At 69.2% G+C, this 15,533-nt stretch carries 12 protein-coding genes; 6 read left to right on the forward strand and 6 right to left on the reverse strand.

Going from position 1 to position 15,533, the window contains the following annotated elements; genetic code table 11:
* Positions 1–151: 151 nt before the first annotated feature.
* The 3 genes from treZ to glgX are packed head-to-tail and all read right to left on the reverse strand — an operon-like array spanning position 152 to position 6,201.
* Positions 152–1,903: a malto-oligosyltrehalose trehalohydrolase gene (treZ, locus tag AB0H88_RS21040; protein ID WP_357646795.1), complete on the reverse strand. Its 1,752-nt coding sequence runs from the start codon at positions 1,901–1,903 to the stop codon at positions 152–154.
* A complete protein-coding gene (gene treY / locus AB0H88_RS21045; protein WP_357646797.1) occupies positions 1,893–4,115 on the reverse strand; it encodes a malto-oligosyltrehalose synthase in 2,223 nt (740 codons plus the stop codon). The genes treZ and treY overlap by 11 nt, the downstream gene beginning before the upstream one ends.
* Positions 4,108–6,201 carry a glycogen debranching protein GlgX gene (gene glgX, locus AB0H88_RS21050; RefSeq protein WP_357646799.1) on the reverse strand — a complete coding sequence of 698 codons (2,094 nt, stop codon included), beginning with the start codon at positions 6,199–6,201 and terminating at the stop codon, positions 4,108–4,110. The genes treY and glgX overlap by 8 nt, the downstream gene beginning before the upstream one ends.
* A 247-nt stretch (positions 6,202–6,448) precedes the next feature.
* Here glgX and mscL point away from each other — a divergent pair, with 247 nt between their 5' ends.
* The 3 genes from mscL (at position 6,449) to pip (ending at position 8,747) form a co-directional block, all read left to right on the forward strand.
* Positions 6,449–6,868, forward strand: coding sequence for a large conductance mechanosensitive channel protein MscL (gene mscL, locus AB0H88_RS21055; protein WP_357646801.1), 420 nt, complete (start codon positions 6,449–6,451; stop codon positions 6,866–6,868).
* An 80-nt stretch (positions 6,869–6,948) separates the two neighbouring features.
* Positions 6,949–7,524, forward strand: a complete 576-nt coding sequence (locus AB0H88_RS21060; protein ID WP_357646803.1) for a hypothetical protein — start codon at positions 6,949–6,951, stop codon at positions 7,522–7,524.
* Positions 7,525–7,775: 251 nt separating this feature from the next.
* Positions 7,776–8,747 carry a prolyl aminopeptidase gene (gene pip / locus AB0H88_RS21065; RefSeq protein WP_357646805.1) on the forward strand — a complete coding sequence of 324 codons (972 nt, stop codon included), beginning with the start codon at positions 7,776–7,778 and terminating at the stop codon, positions 8,745–8,747.
* Here the strand turns inward: pip and AB0H88_RS21070 are convergent.
* On the reverse strand, positions 8,692–9,249 hold the full coding sequence (locus AB0H88_RS21070) for a phosphatase PAP2 family protein (RefSeq protein WP_357646806.1): 558 nt from the start codon (positions 9,247–9,249) through the stop codon (positions 8,692–8,694). The genes pip and AB0H88_RS21070 overlap by 56 nt on opposite strands.
* Positions 9,250–9,432: 183 nt before the next feature.
* Between AB0H88_RS21070 and AB0H88_RS21075 the strand changes: the two genes are divergently transcribed.
* Complete coding sequence (locus AB0H88_RS21075) at positions 9,433–10,227, forward strand: universal stress protein (RefSeq protein ID WP_357646808.1); 795 nt, start codon at positions 9,433–9,435, stop codon at positions 10,225–10,227.
* Here AB0H88_RS21075 and AB0H88_RS21080 read toward each other — a convergent pair.
* Both AB0H88_RS21080 and AB0H88_RS21085 read right to left on the reverse strand, forming a co-directional pair.
* The gene (locus AB0H88_RS21080; RefSeq protein WP_357646810.1) at positions 10,199–11,347 is read right to left on the reverse strand and encodes a glycosyltransferase; all 1,149 of its coding nucleotides are present in this window, start codon (positions 11,345–11,347) and stop codon (positions 10,199–10,201) included. The two genes, AB0H88_RS21075 and AB0H88_RS21080, sit on opposite strands and share 29 nt — an antisense overlap.
* The gene (locus AB0H88_RS21085; protein WP_357646812.1) at positions 11,344–12,315 is read right to left on the reverse strand and encodes a glucosyl-3-phosphoglycerate synthase; all 972 of its coding nucleotides are present in this window, start codon (positions 12,313–12,315) and stop codon (positions 11,344–11,346) included. Before AB0H88_RS21085 ends, AB0H88_RS21080 begins: the two co-directional genes overlap by 4 nt.
* A gap of 105 nt (positions 12,316–12,420) precedes the next feature.
* Here AB0H88_RS21085 and AB0H88_RS21090 point away from each other — a divergent pair, with 105 nt between their 5' ends.
* The gene (locus AB0H88_RS21090; protein ID WP_357646814.1) at positions 12,421–13,374 is read left to right on the forward strand and encodes a Gfo/Idh/MocA family oxidoreductase; all 954 of its coding nucleotides are present in this window, start codon (positions 12,421–12,423) and stop codon (positions 13,372–13,374) included.
* Positions 13,367–14,470: a zinc-binding alcohol dehydrogenase gene (locus tag AB0H88_RS21095; protein ID WP_357646816.1), complete on the forward strand. Its 1,104-nt coding sequence runs from the start codon at positions 13,367–13,369 to the stop codon at positions 14,468–14,470. Before AB0H88_RS21090 ends, AB0H88_RS21095 begins: the two co-directional genes overlap by 8 nt.
* Positions 14,471–15,533 lie beyond the last annotated feature (1,063 nt).

Raw genomic sequence — 15,533 nt, forward strand, 5'->3', positions numbered from 1 at the left:
ACCGGAGCCAGGGCTGTGGATAAGGACATCCGTCGAGACTCCTGCGGGCCGCCAGACCAATGCCGAACCGACCAGCGATGTTCAGAACGGTGATCCAGATCCGCTCTTCTGGGTAGTCAGACAGGTGATCCAGATCCGCTCTTCTGGATGGTCAGACAGGTGATCCAAGCCCGCTCTTCTGACCACTGGGAGATCTGAAGATCGCCATGCTCTGCCCAGGCAGCCAAACCCCCTCTTCACCAGCGGCGACCGGCTCATCAGAGGCCAGCAGGGCCGCCCCCACCGACACCGGCAACGTCACCGAGTCCGCCCCGAAATTGACGATGACGCAGACCGAGCCCCGCCACATCACCAGCCACTTCCCGTCCGGATCGAACTCCACCCGGACCCTGTCGAAATGCGGGTCGGACAGCTCGGGCAGCGCCTTGCGCAGTGCGATCAGGTCGCGGTACCAGCAGAGCAGCGACCAGTGGACCTCCTGTTTCACCTCGTCCCAGTCGAGCTTTGAGCGCAGGAACGTCTCCTCACGCGACGGGTCTGGAGCGTCCCAGGCGTACCCGAACCCGTCGAACTCCTGCTCTCTCCGCCCGCCCTCGCTCTCGCGCAGTTGCGGATCGACATGGTCGGAGAAGAACAGGAACGGCGTACCGGCCCCCCACTCCTCGCCCATGAACAGCATCGGGGTGAACGGCGAGGTCAGCAGCAGCCCGGCGCCGAGTTTGAGGGCGGAGACGGGCAGCCGGTCGCCCAGGGGCCGGTTGCCGATCTGGTCGTGGTTCTGCAGGCAGGCGACGAGCCGGTGGCCGGGAACTCCGGCGAACGGCGCGCCGTGCGTACGGCCGCGGAAGCTCGACCAGCCGCCCTCATGGACGACACCACGGGTCAGCGCCTTGGCCAGCGCGGACAGGTCGGTGAAGTCGGCGTAGTAGCCGTGGCTCTCGCCGCTCACCGCGCAGTGCAGCGCGTGGTGGACGTCGTCGTCCCACTGTGCGGTCATTCCGAGCCCACCCGCGTCGAGGGAGCGGATCATGCGCGGGTCGTTGAGGTCGGATTCGGCGATGAGCGACAGCGGCCTGCCCACCGCGCAGGACAGCGCGTCCACCTGGTCGGACAGCTCGGCCAGCAGGTGCGTGGCGCGTTTGTCGTGCAGCGCGTGCACGGCGTCGATCCGCAGGCCGTCGATGTGGTAGTCGCGCAGCCACTGCAGGGCGTTCTCGATGAAGTAGCGGCGTACCTCGTCGGACCCCGGCCCGTCGAGATTGACCGCCTCGCCCCAGTAGCTCCCGCTGAATCCGGCGAAGTAGGGCCCGAAGGGGTGCAGGAAGTTGCCCGACGGTCCCAGGTGGTTGTAGACGACGTCGAGCAGGACGCCGATGCCGGCGCGATGGCAGGCGTCGACGAACGACTTGAGCCCGTCGGGGCCGCCGTAGGTCTCGTTGACCGCGTACAGGTCCACCCCGTCATAACCCCAATTGCGCCCCCCGGGCACCGGCGCCACCGGCATGACCTCCACGAAGTCCACGGACAGCTCGACGAGATGCGGCAGCTTCTCGATGGCCGCCTCGAATGTTCCAGCCTGGGTGAAGGTGCCGATGTGCAGCTCGTAGATCACCGAGCCGCGCAGGTCACGGCCGGTCCACTCGTGGTCGGCCCACGTGTAGCGCGCGTGGTCGTAGACGGCGCTGGGCCCGAAGACGCCATCGGGCTGGCGGCGGGAGCGGGGGTCGGGGTACGGGCCTTCGCCGTCGAGTACGTACCGGTAGCGAGTCCCATGGCCGGCCTCGGGTACGTCGGCCGCCCACCAACCGCCCTCACCTGCGGTCATCGCGCGACGCCCGTCGAGGACGTCGTCCAGGTCGACCTCCACGGTCGTGGCATTCGGGGCCCACACCTCAAGGATCATGTCTCTCCAGCAGCGCGACGGGGTATCGGGCGAGCAGGTGAGCAAGGGGGACGCGGCCGGTGTACACGCCGCCGGTCAGCAGTTCGCGCCAGGTGCCGTTGGGGAGGGTTAACGTGGTGCCGCCCCAGCCGAGCCGCATCTCCCGCTCGCCAAACCGTACATCGGGGGTATGTGCATCTGCGGCCTGCGAGCCCGTGGTCGGTGCACCTGCGGTCTGTGCGCGGCGGGCGAGGCGGACGGGCAGCCGCGTGGCGACCGCGACCGCGCTCGGCGGCTCGTCACCGCGGGCGAAGGCGATCGCGTGCTCCGCCGCCTCACCCTCCGCCAGAAGCGGTGTGTACGGCGCCGCGGGGTCGAGCCGCCGGCGCAGCCGCAGCGCCTGGGTCGTCAGCGCGAGCTTGGCCGCGTCCCAGCGGGACACCGGCGACCGCCCGAACGTCACCGGCCGCCGGTTGTCCGGGTCGACCAGCGAGAAATCGGTCATCTCATTGCCCTGGTAGACGTCCGGCACCCCCGGCATCATCAGCTGGACGACCTTGGCGCCGAGCGAGTTGGCCATGGCGAAGGCGTCGATGCGCTCGGTGAACTCACCCACCGGCAGCTTTACGGCCGCGGCCGCGAAGTCGCGTAGCCGCTGTTCGTACCCCGGATCCGGATTTATCCAGGAAATGGAGGTCTTCGCCTCCCGCGCCGCCTTGAGCAGGTATTCGGCGAACCGTTCGCCGGAGATCGGCCAGGCCGCCATGAGGTTCTGCCAGGCCAGGTAATCGAGCCGCGGATCGAAGCTCACGGCCGCCGACCACTCCGACACCGCCTCCGCCCACTCGCCGGGCAGCTCCGACAGTACGGCCAGCCGGGCGCGTACGTCCTCCGACCGCTTGGTGTCGTGCGTGGACAGCGTGGTCATCGTGTACGGCCGCAGGTCACGGCAGAACGCGTGGAAGTCCGGCACCGAGACGCCGAACAGATCCGGATCACCGCCGACCTCGTTCAGACACGACAGGGGGAACCACCGGTACAGCGCCGTGTCCTCGACCCCCTTGGCCATGATCGGCCCGCAGGTCTGCTGGAAACGCGTGATCACGTCGGCGGGGCCGGACAGGACCTGCTGGACGAATGGTTGCACGGCGGGCGAGCACGCGTCGGCGGCGCGTTCGACGATCTCCACCGACGCGGGCGGCGGCGACTCGCCCGGCATCATGTACGCCCGGTACACCGGCATCGCGGCGAGCAGCTCGGCCACGGCGGCCGGAGCGCAACCGGCGGCGCGGGCCAGGCGGCGCACCTCCGCGCCGAAGAACAGCTCGATGACCTCGCGCTTGGCCTGCGCCACCACCGGCCGGAAATCGCCGGGCAGGCCGGTGAGCCGGGTGAACAGCTCGACCAGCGGCGCCTCACCGGCCGGGTCGACGAACAGGCCGTTGACCCGGTTCAGTACCTCGTAGCCGGTGGTGCCCTCGCACTCCCAGTCCTCGGGCAGCCGCTCGTCGCCGATCAGGATCTTCTCCACGACCGTCCAGGCGCCGCCGGACCTGGCGCGCAGGTGTTCGAGGTAGCCACGCGGATCGGCCAGCCCGTCCGGATGATCGACGCGCAGCCCGTCGATCAGGCCCTCGTCGAGCAGCCAGAAGATCACCTCGTGCGTGGCGAAGAGCACCTCGGGGTCCTCGACCCGCAGTCCGATCAGCGTCGACACGTCGAAGAAGCGCCGGTAGCCCGGCCCCTGACGCCAGTCGACCAGCCGGTAGTGCCCGGGATGGGGGAACACGTGCTCGTGGTAGCGCAGCACGTCACCGTCGACCACCGGCTCGACGTCGTCGCCGAGCACCGGCAGTGCCACCTTCCCGCCATCCCAGTCGATGTCGAACCAGCCGGCGTACGGCGATGCGGGGCCTTCGGCGAGTACGGACCAGAACTGGGCATTCATCGTGTTCATGTGGTTGGGCACGATGTCGAGGACGATGCCGAGATCCTGCGCGGCCAGCTGCTCGGCCATCTCGCGGAACCCCTTGGCGCCGCCGAACTCCGCCCTGATCCGGGAGTGGTCCGTGACGTCGTAGCCGTGCAGCGAGCCGGGCGTCGCCTGCAGGATCGGCGACAGGTACACATGGCTGACCCCCAGATCCCGCAGGTACGCGGCGATCTCCCCCACCTGGGCGAACCCGAAGTCGGGCGTCAGCTGGACCCGATAGGTCGAGACCGGCCTAGACACGCCGGAGCACCCGTACGCTGCGACCAGGCACCGCGACCCCTTCCCCGGCTCGGCACATCCGGACGTCGAGGATGATCGGCATGGCGGTGTCGATCTCGGTCTGCCACATTTCGCCGTAGTGCTTGGGGACCGTGAAGGTGATCATGTCGTGGTGGGCGTTGAACAGCAGCAGGAACGAGTCATCCCGGATCGGCCGCCCGCGCCGGTCGGGCTCGGTGATGGCCTCGCCGTTGAGGAAGACGGCCAGCGACTTGGCGTAGCCGACATTCCAATCGCTGTCGGTCATTTCCTCCCCCGACGGCGTGAGCCAGGCGATGTCGTTCAGGCCGCGCACCGGCTTGCCGTAGAAGAAGCGCCTGCGCCGGAAGACCGGATGCTTCTTGCGCAGCGCGGCCAGTCTCTGCGTGAACTCCAGCAGCAGCCAGTTCTCCCTGACATCGGACCAGTCGACCCAGGTCAGCTCGTTGTCCTGGCAGTAGCCGTTGTTGTTGCCGTGCTGGGTGCGTCCCAGCTCGTCGCCGTGGGACAGCATGGGCACGCCCTGCGACAGGAAGAGCGTGGTCAGGAAGTTGCGCTTCTGCTGCTCGCGCAGCGACTCGATGGCCAGGCCCGCCGGGCCCTCCGCGCCGCAGTTCCAGGACCGGTTGTCGTCGGTGCCGTCGCAGTTGCCCTCCTTGTTGGCCTCGTTGTGCTTGCCGTCGTACGAGACCAGGTCCTGGAGGGTGAAACCGTCGTGACAGGTGACGAAGTTGATCGAGGCGGCGGGACGGCGGCTGTCGTCCAGGTAGAGGTCGCTGGAGCCGGTGAACCTGGAGCCGAACTCGGGCAGCGTCGCGGGCTGCCCCCGCCACAGGTCGCGGATGGTGTCGCGGTAGCGGCCGTTCCACTCCGTCCAACGTGAGGGGAAGTTGCCGACCTGGTAACCGCCCGGCCCGAGGTCCCACGGCTCGGCGATGAGCTTGACCTGCGACAACACCGGGTCCTGCTGGACCAGGTCGAAGAAGGAGCTCAGCCGGTCGACCTCGTGCAGTTCCCGGGCCAGGGTCGAGGCCAGGTCGAAGCGGAACCCGTCGACGTGCATCTCGATGACCCAGTAGCGGAGCGAGTCCATGATCATCTGGAGCGCGTGGGGCGAGCGCATGAGCAGGCTGTTGCCGGTGCCCGTGGTGTCCAGGTAGTAACGCTTGTCACCGTCGACCAGCCGGTAGTAGTCGGGGTTGTCGATGCCCCTGAGGGACAGCGTCGGCCCGAGATGGTTGCCCTCGGCCGTGTGGTTGTAGACGACGTCGAGGATGACCTCTATCCCCGCCTCGTGCAGCGCCCGCACCATGGCCTTGAACTCCAGCACCTGACCACCCCGCTGCCCCTGGCTGGAGTAGCGGTTGTGCGGCGCGAAGAAGCCGATCGAGTTGTAGCCCCAGTAGTTGGTCAGCCCGCGCTGCTCCAGGAGGTCGTCGGTGACGTACTGATGGACGGGCATCAGTTCGAGCGCCGTCACGCCGAGCTTGGTGAGGTGATCGATGATCTCCGGGTGACCGAGTGCGGCGTACGTGCCGCGCAGGTGCTCGGGGATCTTCGGGTTGCTGATCGTCAGGCCGCGCACGTGCGCCTCGTAGATCACGGTGTCGTGGTACGGCGTGGTGGGCGGCCGGTCGTGTCCCCACCCGAAGAACGGATTTATCACGATAGAGCGGTGGACATAGGGCGCCGAGTCGGCGTCATTGCGCGCGTCGGGCTGTCCGAAAGGGTAGCCGTACACCGCCTCGTTCCAGGTGACGCCACCCTCGATCGCCATCGCGTACGGGTCGAGCAGCAGCTTGGCCGGATTGCACCGCAACCCGCGCGCCGGCTCGTAGGGCCCGTGGACGCGATATCCGTAGCGCTGCCCCGGACCTATGCCCGGCAGGTAACCGTGCCAGATGAACCCGTCGACCTCGGTCAGCGGCACCCTGGACTCGGCGTTGGCCTCGTCGAAGAAGCACAGTTCGACCTTGTCCGCCACTTCCGTATAAAGCGCAAAATTGGTGCCTGCCCCGTCATATGTCGCACCGAGAGGATAGGGGTCTCCCGGCCAGATTTCGATCATCGAGGCTCCCTTGCCGTCTTTCCCCATGTTCCGTTCCCTCGCTTCGCCGGACAAGCCCGGCCTCGAAGGAGGCGTCCGGCCCTGGCTGATCACAGGTCCTTCCCACCAGACGGCTTCGCACGCTTCCCGCCGGTGGGCCGCCCCTGACGGCGCGGGGTCAGAGGCGACCCACGTAGAGGGAATGGATATATGCCCGTAGCGGCAGGGCAGGGTTTGACCATTCCTTGCCTGGCTATTTACCCAAGCCATGGGCGGATTCAAGAAGTTCCTGTTACGCGGCAACATCGTCGAGCTGGCGATCGCGGTGATCGTCGGCGCCACCTTCAGCGGACTCGTGCAGGCGCTGGTCGCCGACCTGGTCACACCGCTGATCGGGGCGGTCACCGGGGGGAGGCAGCCGAACTTCGCCGAATACTCCTTCACCGTCAACGGGAGCCAGTTCAAGTACGGTGACTTCCTCAACCACCTGCTCACCTTCGTGATCATCGCGGCGGTGGTCTATTGGCTGATCGTGCTGCCGATGAACCGGCTGATCAGCCTGTTCGACAAGAACGAGGCCGCGACGACCCGGCAGTGCCCGGAATGTCTGAGTGACATCCCCCTTGAGGCTCGCCGATGCGCTCACTGCACGGCGGAGCTGGTTCCGGAGTCCGAGAAGCCGCGCTAGACGCGGTCATGAAGGTGGGCGTTCCCGCTTGTGCGGGGGTGAGCGCCACCAACTGCTGCTCTATCCGACAAGATGGGCGGGTGAGCGTTGAGTTGATGGTCTGGGACGAGTCCGCGCCGATCAGCAGGGATCAGGCGCGGGCCGCCTACCTGGCGGTCAAGAAGAGCGAACCCGTCGCGGGCGACGTGCCGGAGGTGGCCAAGGAGCTGCCCGGCGTGGTCACGGTTTATCCGGGGCATGTGCTGGTGACGATGGACCTCGACACGATGGACGAGATGTCGGCCCAGGTGTTCACCGTCGCGCGGGCTCATGGGCTCGTCTGCTACGACCCGCAGCGCGATCTCGTGCACAACGTGGCGCCGCTCGGCGTCTACGAGGGCATGCAGCTCCACACCGGTGACGGGATGATCGTCCACGATCCGGACCTCGGGCTGGTGCACGACGTGCTGGCCACCATGTCGCCGCAGAACCCGTTCGTCACGCTGGTGAACTTCGGGCGCCACTTCATCCAGGTCTCCCCCGGCTACGAGCTGGAGTACAAGGAGGAGGCGCTGGCGCGGACGATGGTGGCCGAGCTGGCGGAGGTGCGGCGGGCTTTTCAGGAGTACGCCACCGGGGACCGGTCGTTCCTTGCCCGCCATGAGTGGACTTCCTAGACGACTGGACGTCTAAGACGACCTGGCTTGGACGACCTCGCGCAACAGGTCCGGGTCGACGTTGCCGCCGGACAGCACCAGGACCGTCCGGCCCTCGAACGCACCGCGACCGGCTTGATGCGCTCCGCCGCGTCCCGGATGCCATCGATCGTCACCAGCTCCATACCTCACCCTGATCTTCGGTGATCGGCACCAGGCGAGAGCAGGCCGTATCGGCTAAGTTCCGGAAGGAATCAACCACAGGAGCGCGCATGAGAAACCTGTATCCCGCCATCGAGCCCTACGACTCGGGCCTGCTCGACGTGGGTGACGGTAACCAGATCTACTGGGAGGTCTGCGGCAATCCGGACGGCAAGCCCGCGGTCATGCTCCACGGCGGCCCCGGTGGCGGGTGCAGCGCCAAGCACCGCCGCCAGTGGAACCCGGAGCTGTATCGCATCGTCCTGTTCGACCAGCGCAACTGCGGTCGTAGCCTGCCGCATGCCAGCGACCCTGGCACCTCGCTGGAAGCCAACACCACCTGGCATCTGGTCGCCGACATGGAACGGCTGCGCGAGCACCTGGGCATCGACAGGTGGCAGGTGTTCGGCGGGTCGTGGGGCAGCACGCTGGCCCTGGCGTACGCGCAGACGCATCCGGACAGGACCACCGAGCTGGTGCTGCGCGGCATCTTCACCCTCCGCCCCGACGAACTGGGCTGGTTCTACCAGGAGGGCACCTCCCGCCTCTTCCCTGACGTGTGGGAGTCGTTCGTCGCGCCGATCCCCGTCGAGGAGCGCGGCGATCTGATCGCCGCCTTCCGCGCCCGGCTGGAGGGGGACGATCCCGACGCGCGGCTGGCCGCGGCCAAGGCATGGGCGCAGTGGGAGGGCAGCACGGTCACGTTGCTGCCCGATCCCGGGCTGGTCGAGGAGTTCGGTGAGGAGAAGATGGCGCTGGCGTTCGCGCGGATCGAGAACCACTACTTCACGCATCTGGGCTGGTTCGAACCCGGGCAGCTGATCGCGAACGTGGACCGGATCCGCCACATCCCCGCCGTCATCGTGCAGGGCCGCTACGACGTGTGCACGCCCATGGCCACCGCCTGGGACCTGCACAAGGCGTGGCCGGAAGCGGGGTTCGAGGTGGTGGACGACGCCGGGCACGCCGCCACCGAGCCGGGCATCGTCAGTCGGCTCGTTGCGGCGACAGACGGCTTCGCGCCAGCCGTACCATCGGCGTGACGGCCCCCACCAGCAGCAGCGTGAAGAGCGGGGCCAGCGCCACGCCGATCAGGAAGCCCGCGGCCACGTCGTGCGGGTAGTGCACGCCGACGAACACCCGCGAGAACGCCATCACCGCCGCCAGCGGGAGCACCACCCAGGCCAGAGCGCGCCAGGCCAGGATGAGCGCCCCGGCGGCGCCGGCGGCGATGACGGAGTGGTTGCTCGGGAACGACCAGTCACTCGGGGACGGGCATTCTGCGATCGTCGGGATCCCGCCGCGGCACGGCCGGTCCTCCCTGACGAAGGTCTTCACCACCTCGCTGAGGACGTACGCGCACACCACACCGGCGGGTCCGGCGATCGTGATGGCCAGGTCTCGGGCCGGCGCGTTCCTCGCCCGCCACCAGCACAGCGCGAACAGCGCCGCGAAGAGGAACAGCCCGGCGTCGGTGCCCTTCTCGGCGAGAGTGTGCAGCCACGCGGGCGTGGAGAGGGCGAAGTCGACGATGTCGCGGTACAACAGGTGTCCAATCCGTGAACGGGTAATGGACATAACCCTACGAACGATCACCGCTCGCCGCCTCCGCCGAACGGCCAAAGGTCCGGACGATCGCCCGATCTTCAGCTGAGAGGCCTGCCGATCCCCCTAGGAGAGGTCCGGCAGATCGCGTGGTCCCAGTTCAGAGCGGGTAGGGAGGTAATCGTGATCGGAGAGCACGTGGTCGTCGGCTATACCGGCGAGTCAGGGGGGCACGACGCTCTCGCCCTGGGTGCCGCGATCACGCGAGTCACCGGCGGCGAGCTCACCGTGGCCGCCATCTACCCGCCCGGCAGCCCGGGGTTGGCGGTCGAGGCGCAGGCCGGCCTGGCGCACGCGGCGGAGGAGCTCGGCGGGGTGCCGGCCGAGTACATCGCGTTCGAGAGCAGGGGCGCGGGGCGCGGGCTGTCGGTGCTGGCCGGCCGGATCAAGGCCGATCTGATCGTGGCCGGCTCGGCGGGCGGCGGGCAGGCCGGGCGCATCTCGATCGGGGCGACGTCCGACAGCCTGCTCCACCTGTCGTCCGAGGCGGTGATGCTGACGCCCGCCGGCTACCGGGCGCCGGGTGAGCCCTCGCGGCTGACGCTCGCCTACGTCCATCGCCCGCAGTGTGACGAGGCCGTCGAGCGGGTCGCGCAGGCCGCGCTCCGGCTCGGGGTGCCGCTCCGGCTGATCACGCTCGACCTGCGTACGGACGATCCGGGCCGGCTCGGGGACGACCTGGCGCTGGCCGTACGACTGGCATGGGAGTCGAGCGGGATCGAGGCCGAGACGGAGATCGCCGAGGGGCACGACGTGACCGCGGCGCTGGAGGCGATCGATTGGCTGCCGGGCGAGCTGCTGGTCTGCGCGGCCAGCGAGGACGCGCAGCCGCACCGGGTGTTCCTCGGGGAACTGGCGATGAAGGTGCTGCGGGCGTCGTCGTGTCCCGTCACCGTGCTGCCGCGCGGGTTCTCCTGATCCCCTCGTACCTCCTTACCTCCGCGTACAGCTCCAGGTAGCGGTCGGCCATGACGGCCGGTGAGAAACGGCGGCGGGCCTCCCGGCGGCACTCCTCGGGGTCGATCTCCGCCACCCGCAGCACCCACTCGGCCAGCTCTTCCTCCGTGTCGGCGAGGAACCCGGTCCGGCCGTGGTCGATGATCTCGGGCAGACAGCCGCGGCGCAGCCCCACGGGCGGCACGCCCAGGGCGAGGGCCTCGACGACGGCGGTGCCGCCGGGTTCGTCCCACTGGATGGGGAACAGGGCGGCGCGGGCCGAGGCGTACAGGTGGTCGCGGGCCTCGCCCCCTACGGAGCCGACCCATCTGACCAGATCGCCGTCGAGGTAAGGGGTGACCGCGTTGACGTGGTAGCGGACGTCGGGGTGGCCGTTCAGCGGATGGTCCGGGTCCTGGACGACGGCCTCCAGCTCGGCGGGGGTGTTCAGGCCGCTCACCGGGCCCGCGAGGACCAGCGGGAGGCCGAGCTTCTGGCAGATTCTGGCGGCCACGTGCGTGCCCTTGAGCCCGCAGACGCGGCCCATCGCGACGAGGTGCTCGCCTCGTTCGGTTCGCATATCGCGGTCGGCGAGCGGGGTGGCCAGGTGGATGGCGCCGAGCGAGGCGGCGCGCAGCGCGTCGGGCGCGCGGGCGAGCTGGGAGTTCGAGACGCCGTTGACCGCGATCGACCGCGGGAAGGCCCCATAGAAGGCGGCGTGCTTGCGCAGGTCCCAGTGCAGGGTGTGCAGGACCGGCGGGCCCCCGAGCGCGGACAGCACGGCCGGGCCGACCACCTCCAGGTGGTCGTGGACGAGGTCGAGGTCGTCGCGGCGGCCGATTTCGAGCGCCACGCGGGCCTGGTGCGCGTGCGCGAGGCCCATCACCTGGTTGTACGGCTTCTGCAGCTCGGCGAACTGGCCCTCGTCGAAGACGCTGATCAGCTCGTCCACCTCGAGCGTGCTCGATCCCACGGAGGCCAGGACCACCCGCACCCCGCGCTCGCGCAGGGCGGGGACCAGCGTGGCCACCACGTTCTCGATCCCGCCGTAACCCGGTGGCGGCACCCGCAGCCACGGCCCGGCGTTCACCAGGACGTTCATGCCACGTCCTCGACGGCGAGGGAGGCCAGCGGCGGGCGCTCCGCCACGGACATATCCACCAGGTCGACCTGCCCGTCGAGCCCGAACTGCAGCAGCCGGTGGTCCGGGGAGGTGGCGGACAGCACGCGGCCCTGGCGTTCCAGCCGCGACCACGCGGTGAGCATGATCTGGCCGGCCATCCGGCCGAGCGCGGGCATGGCCTGGTGCCCGTGCGCCCGGACACCCAGGTCCACCTGGGCCATCGCGTCCAGCCCGACCAGCTCGAGCAGGTCCACCAGCAGCCCGAACTCCACCCCGTACTCGGTGACGAACGGGACCCGTTCCAGCACCGCGCGGCGGGCGGCGTACTCCCCGCCGAGCGGCTGGACGAAACCGGCCAGTTCCGGCCAGAACATGTTGATCAACGGCCTGGCGACCAGCTCGGTCACCCGCCCGCCCCCGCCACGCCACGCCACCCCGTCCGCGCCGGTGAAGGGCCGCTCGTAGGCGGCCTTGACGAACTGGATGGCATTGTCGGCGAGCAGCGGCCCGAGCAGCCCGGAGACGAAGTGCGAGCCGAAATTACGCAGGTCGGAGTCCACGAACACGATGAGATCCCCGCTGGAGGCCGCCAGCCCCTTCCACAGCGCCTCTCCCTTGCCGCTCAGCGGCGGCAGATGCGAGAGAACGGCGCCTTGCGCCACCACGCGGGCCCCCGCCGCGGCCGCTCTGGCGGCGGTCGCGTCGGTGGAGTTCGAATCGACCACGATGATCTCGTCCACGAGCGGCGCCCGCTGGACGAGGTCGCGACGGAGCACGGTGACGATCTCGCCGACCGTCCGCTCCTCGTCGCGAGCGGGCAGGATGACACTGATCGTGGTCCGTCCCTTGGCCCGGAGGAGCGCCTCTACCGGCCACTCGGCTGCGACGCTCGAGTGGGGTCCGTACCAGTCCTGGACCCTGGCCAAGGCGCGCAGATCTGTCTCCATACGGTTAGCCCCGATCTCATCTGGTCAGGTTGGCGACATCTGCCCCGACGATGCATCCTCGAACATGTTTGTTTCATTCTCCGTAAATGTGGGATAAGCCGGTCTGTGTTCCCCATCACGCGGGTCGGCTTCATCGGTGCCGGAAATGTCGCTGCTCGCCACGCGGATGTCCTGTCCGGTTTCTCCGACGTGGTGATCGCGGGGATCGCCGACACAGATCCCCGAAGGGCCGGGGCTCTGGCCGCGCGGTATGGCTCCCCTGCCTACAGCAGCCATACCGAGCTTCTGGATGCCGGCGGTTTGGACGCTGTCTATGTGTGTGTGCCTCCTTTTGCGCACGGTAACCCGGAAAAGGAGGTCCTAGAGTTCAATCTGCCGATTTTTGTAGAAAAGCCGCTTTCACTTGACCTCTCGACAGCGGAAAAGATCGCCGATGAAATCGATCGCCGGGGCCTCCCCTCGGCCGTCGGACATCATTGGCGTTACCTGGACATCGTTGACCAGGCACGCGAAGTGCTGGGCGACCGTCCAGTACGGCTGGCGCTGGGCCATTGGCTGGACAAGGTACCGCCGGTCGGCTGGTGGCTGAAGCCTGAAATGTCGGGTGGCCAGCTGGTCGAGCAGGCCATCCACGTCCTCGACCTGGCCAGAGTCCTGGTGGGCGAGGTGACGATGGTGCATGCGGTACCGGCCGACAACGACACCGACGGAGAGGTCGACCGGGCCACGGCGGCGGTGCTGCGGTTCGCGGGCGGCGCGGCGGGACTGCTCGCCGCGACCAGCCTGCTCGCGCGCAAGCACCGGGCGGGGCTGGAGGTGCATGCCGAGGGCGTCTCGCTCGACCTGAGCGAGGATCGGCTGCTGGTGGACGGCGAGACCACGGTCCAGGACGGCGGGGCGGCGAAGGTGCGGGTGGACCGGACCTTCATCGACGCGGTACAGGGCAAGGAGGCCGACGTGCGTGTGCCGTACCGGGAGGCGCTGAAGACCCACCGGCTCGCGCTCGCCCTGGCCCGGTCCGCGGCGTCACGGAAGCCGGTGACGACGCTCGATGGGTGAGGTGCTGAGCATAGAGGCGCCCGGCGAGGTCAGGCTGGTGGCGGAGAAGCTCGGCGCCGTGTCCGAGGGCGGGTTCCGGGTGATTACCACGCACAGCGGGATCTCGGCGGGCACCGAGCTCACCTACGTCAAGGGCAGCAACCCTTACCTGGCCGCGACCTGGGATCCGGCGCTCGGGCTGTTCGCCGAGGGCACCCCGTCGATCGGCTATCCGGTGCGCGGCATCGGGTACATGCAGGTGGGCCGGGTGGTCGAGACGCGCACCCGGGCGGTCCGCGAGGGCGCGCTGGTCGCTATGGCCTACGGGCACCGCACCGGCTACGTGGCCGACCCGATGAACGACCGTTTTGTGGAGCTGCCCGGCGACCTCGACCCGATGCTCGGCGTCTTCGTCGCCCATATGGGGCCGATCTGCGCGAACGGGCTGCTGCACGCGGCCACCGACCTGCACGGTCCCGGTGTCGCGGACCTCGGTGACGGGGTACGCGGGCGGCGCGTGGCCGTCGTCGGCGCGGGCGTGGTCGGCCTGCTGACCGCCTCCTTCGCCCTCTCGTACGGCGCCGCGGAGGTGGTGGTCGTGGACGAGACCCCGGCCAGGCTGGACATCGCCGTGGCGCTCGGCGCCGGGAGCCTGGCCTTCGACGAGGACCCGGCCATCGAGCTGAAGCGACGCTGGCGGCACGCGCCCAGTGACCGCGGCGCCGACGTGGTCTTCCAGTGCCGCGGCAGGCCCCGCGCCCTCGCCATGGCGCTGAAGCTGCTCAGGCCGCAGGGCACGGTGATCGACCTGGCCTTCTATACCGACGGCGCCGACGAGGTGCGACTGGGTGAGGAGTTCCACCACAACGGCCTGTCGCTACGCTGCGCCCAGATCGGCCGGGTGCCGCGCGGGCTGGCCCACGCCTGGGACCGGGAGCGGCTGTCGTACGAGACGATCGCGCTGCTCAGGCAGCGGGGCGACCTGCTACGCGAGCACCTGATCACCGATGTCGTCGGCTTCGCCGAGGCCCCCCAGCTCCTGGCCGATCTCGCCGCCCGTAGGAGGCATACCGTCCAGGCCGTGCTCCGCGACCACGTCGAGGATGAGCGCGGCTGACCAGCTGAAGTCGCGGCAGCCGTGTCCCTGGAGGCTGAACGGGTCGAAGTACTCGCGGAAACCGGACTCGGTGACCGCCCTGATCATGCCGTCGGCCAGCGGACCCGCCAGGTCCGGGCGGCGGTCCCGCAGGCCCTGCCAGACCAGCCAGGTCAGGTTGATCCAGCTCGGCCCGCGCCAGTAACGCGCCGGGTCGAACTCCGGCGCTGCGGGCGCGAAGCTGGGCAGCACGCCGTCCTTCAACCCGAACCGGTCGAGTGCCGTGCCGATCAGCCCGTTGACGATGTCGCGCGGCAGGTCGGGCAGCATGAGCGGCACCAGCCCGGCGGCGCTGTTGGAACGGATCGGGCAGCCGGTGAGCACGTCGCGGGAGTGGAACAGGCCGTCGTCGTAGAGGTGCTCGACCATGGCTTCGGTGACCGCGGCGGCCTCGCGCAGGTGCGGCTCCGGGTCGCCGCCGCACACCTTCGCGATCTTCGCCAGCGTCAGCTCCGCCACGCCGTACGCGGCGTTGAACAGCGGGTCCTCGACGCAGAACGCGCCGGCCCGGCGGTAGCCGGTGTCGCGGTAGGCACGGGCGAGCGCGATGTAGCGCTCGTAGTCCAGGTCGGTGGGCCGCTCGTCGGCGCTGACGGTGTCCAGATCTCGGCGCGTGACCGCGACGGACCCCGCGTCGACGGCGGCCAGCGGACCGTCCCAGGCCGGGCTGTTGTCCATGCCCGACTCCCACGGGTGCACGATCGAGATCAGCCCCTCGGGAGAGCGCCGCGCGGTGCGGAGGTATTGCTGCTGCGCCACCAGCCGGGGATAGAGCCGGCGCAGGAAGGTCGGGTCCGGCTCGGCCAGGTACACCTGCCAGGCGGCCAGGGCGTGCACGGGCGGCTGCACGATGCCGGAGGTCGCCGAGCCGGACGGGGCCCGTGACTGCCAGAACTCTGGGCCGGGGAAGTAGGCGCCCTCGGGCACCCTGGGATTGAACGCGATGTGCGGCACTCTGCCGTCACGCCACTGCGAGCCGAACAGGGCCAGCAGCTCCGACCTGGCCCGGCGCGGGGACCAGCGG

The organism is Nonomuraea sp. NPDC050680 (genome assembly GCF_040654555.1).
Lineage (GTDB): Bacteria > Actinomycetota > Actinomycetes > Streptosporangiales > Streptosporangiaceae > Nonomuraea.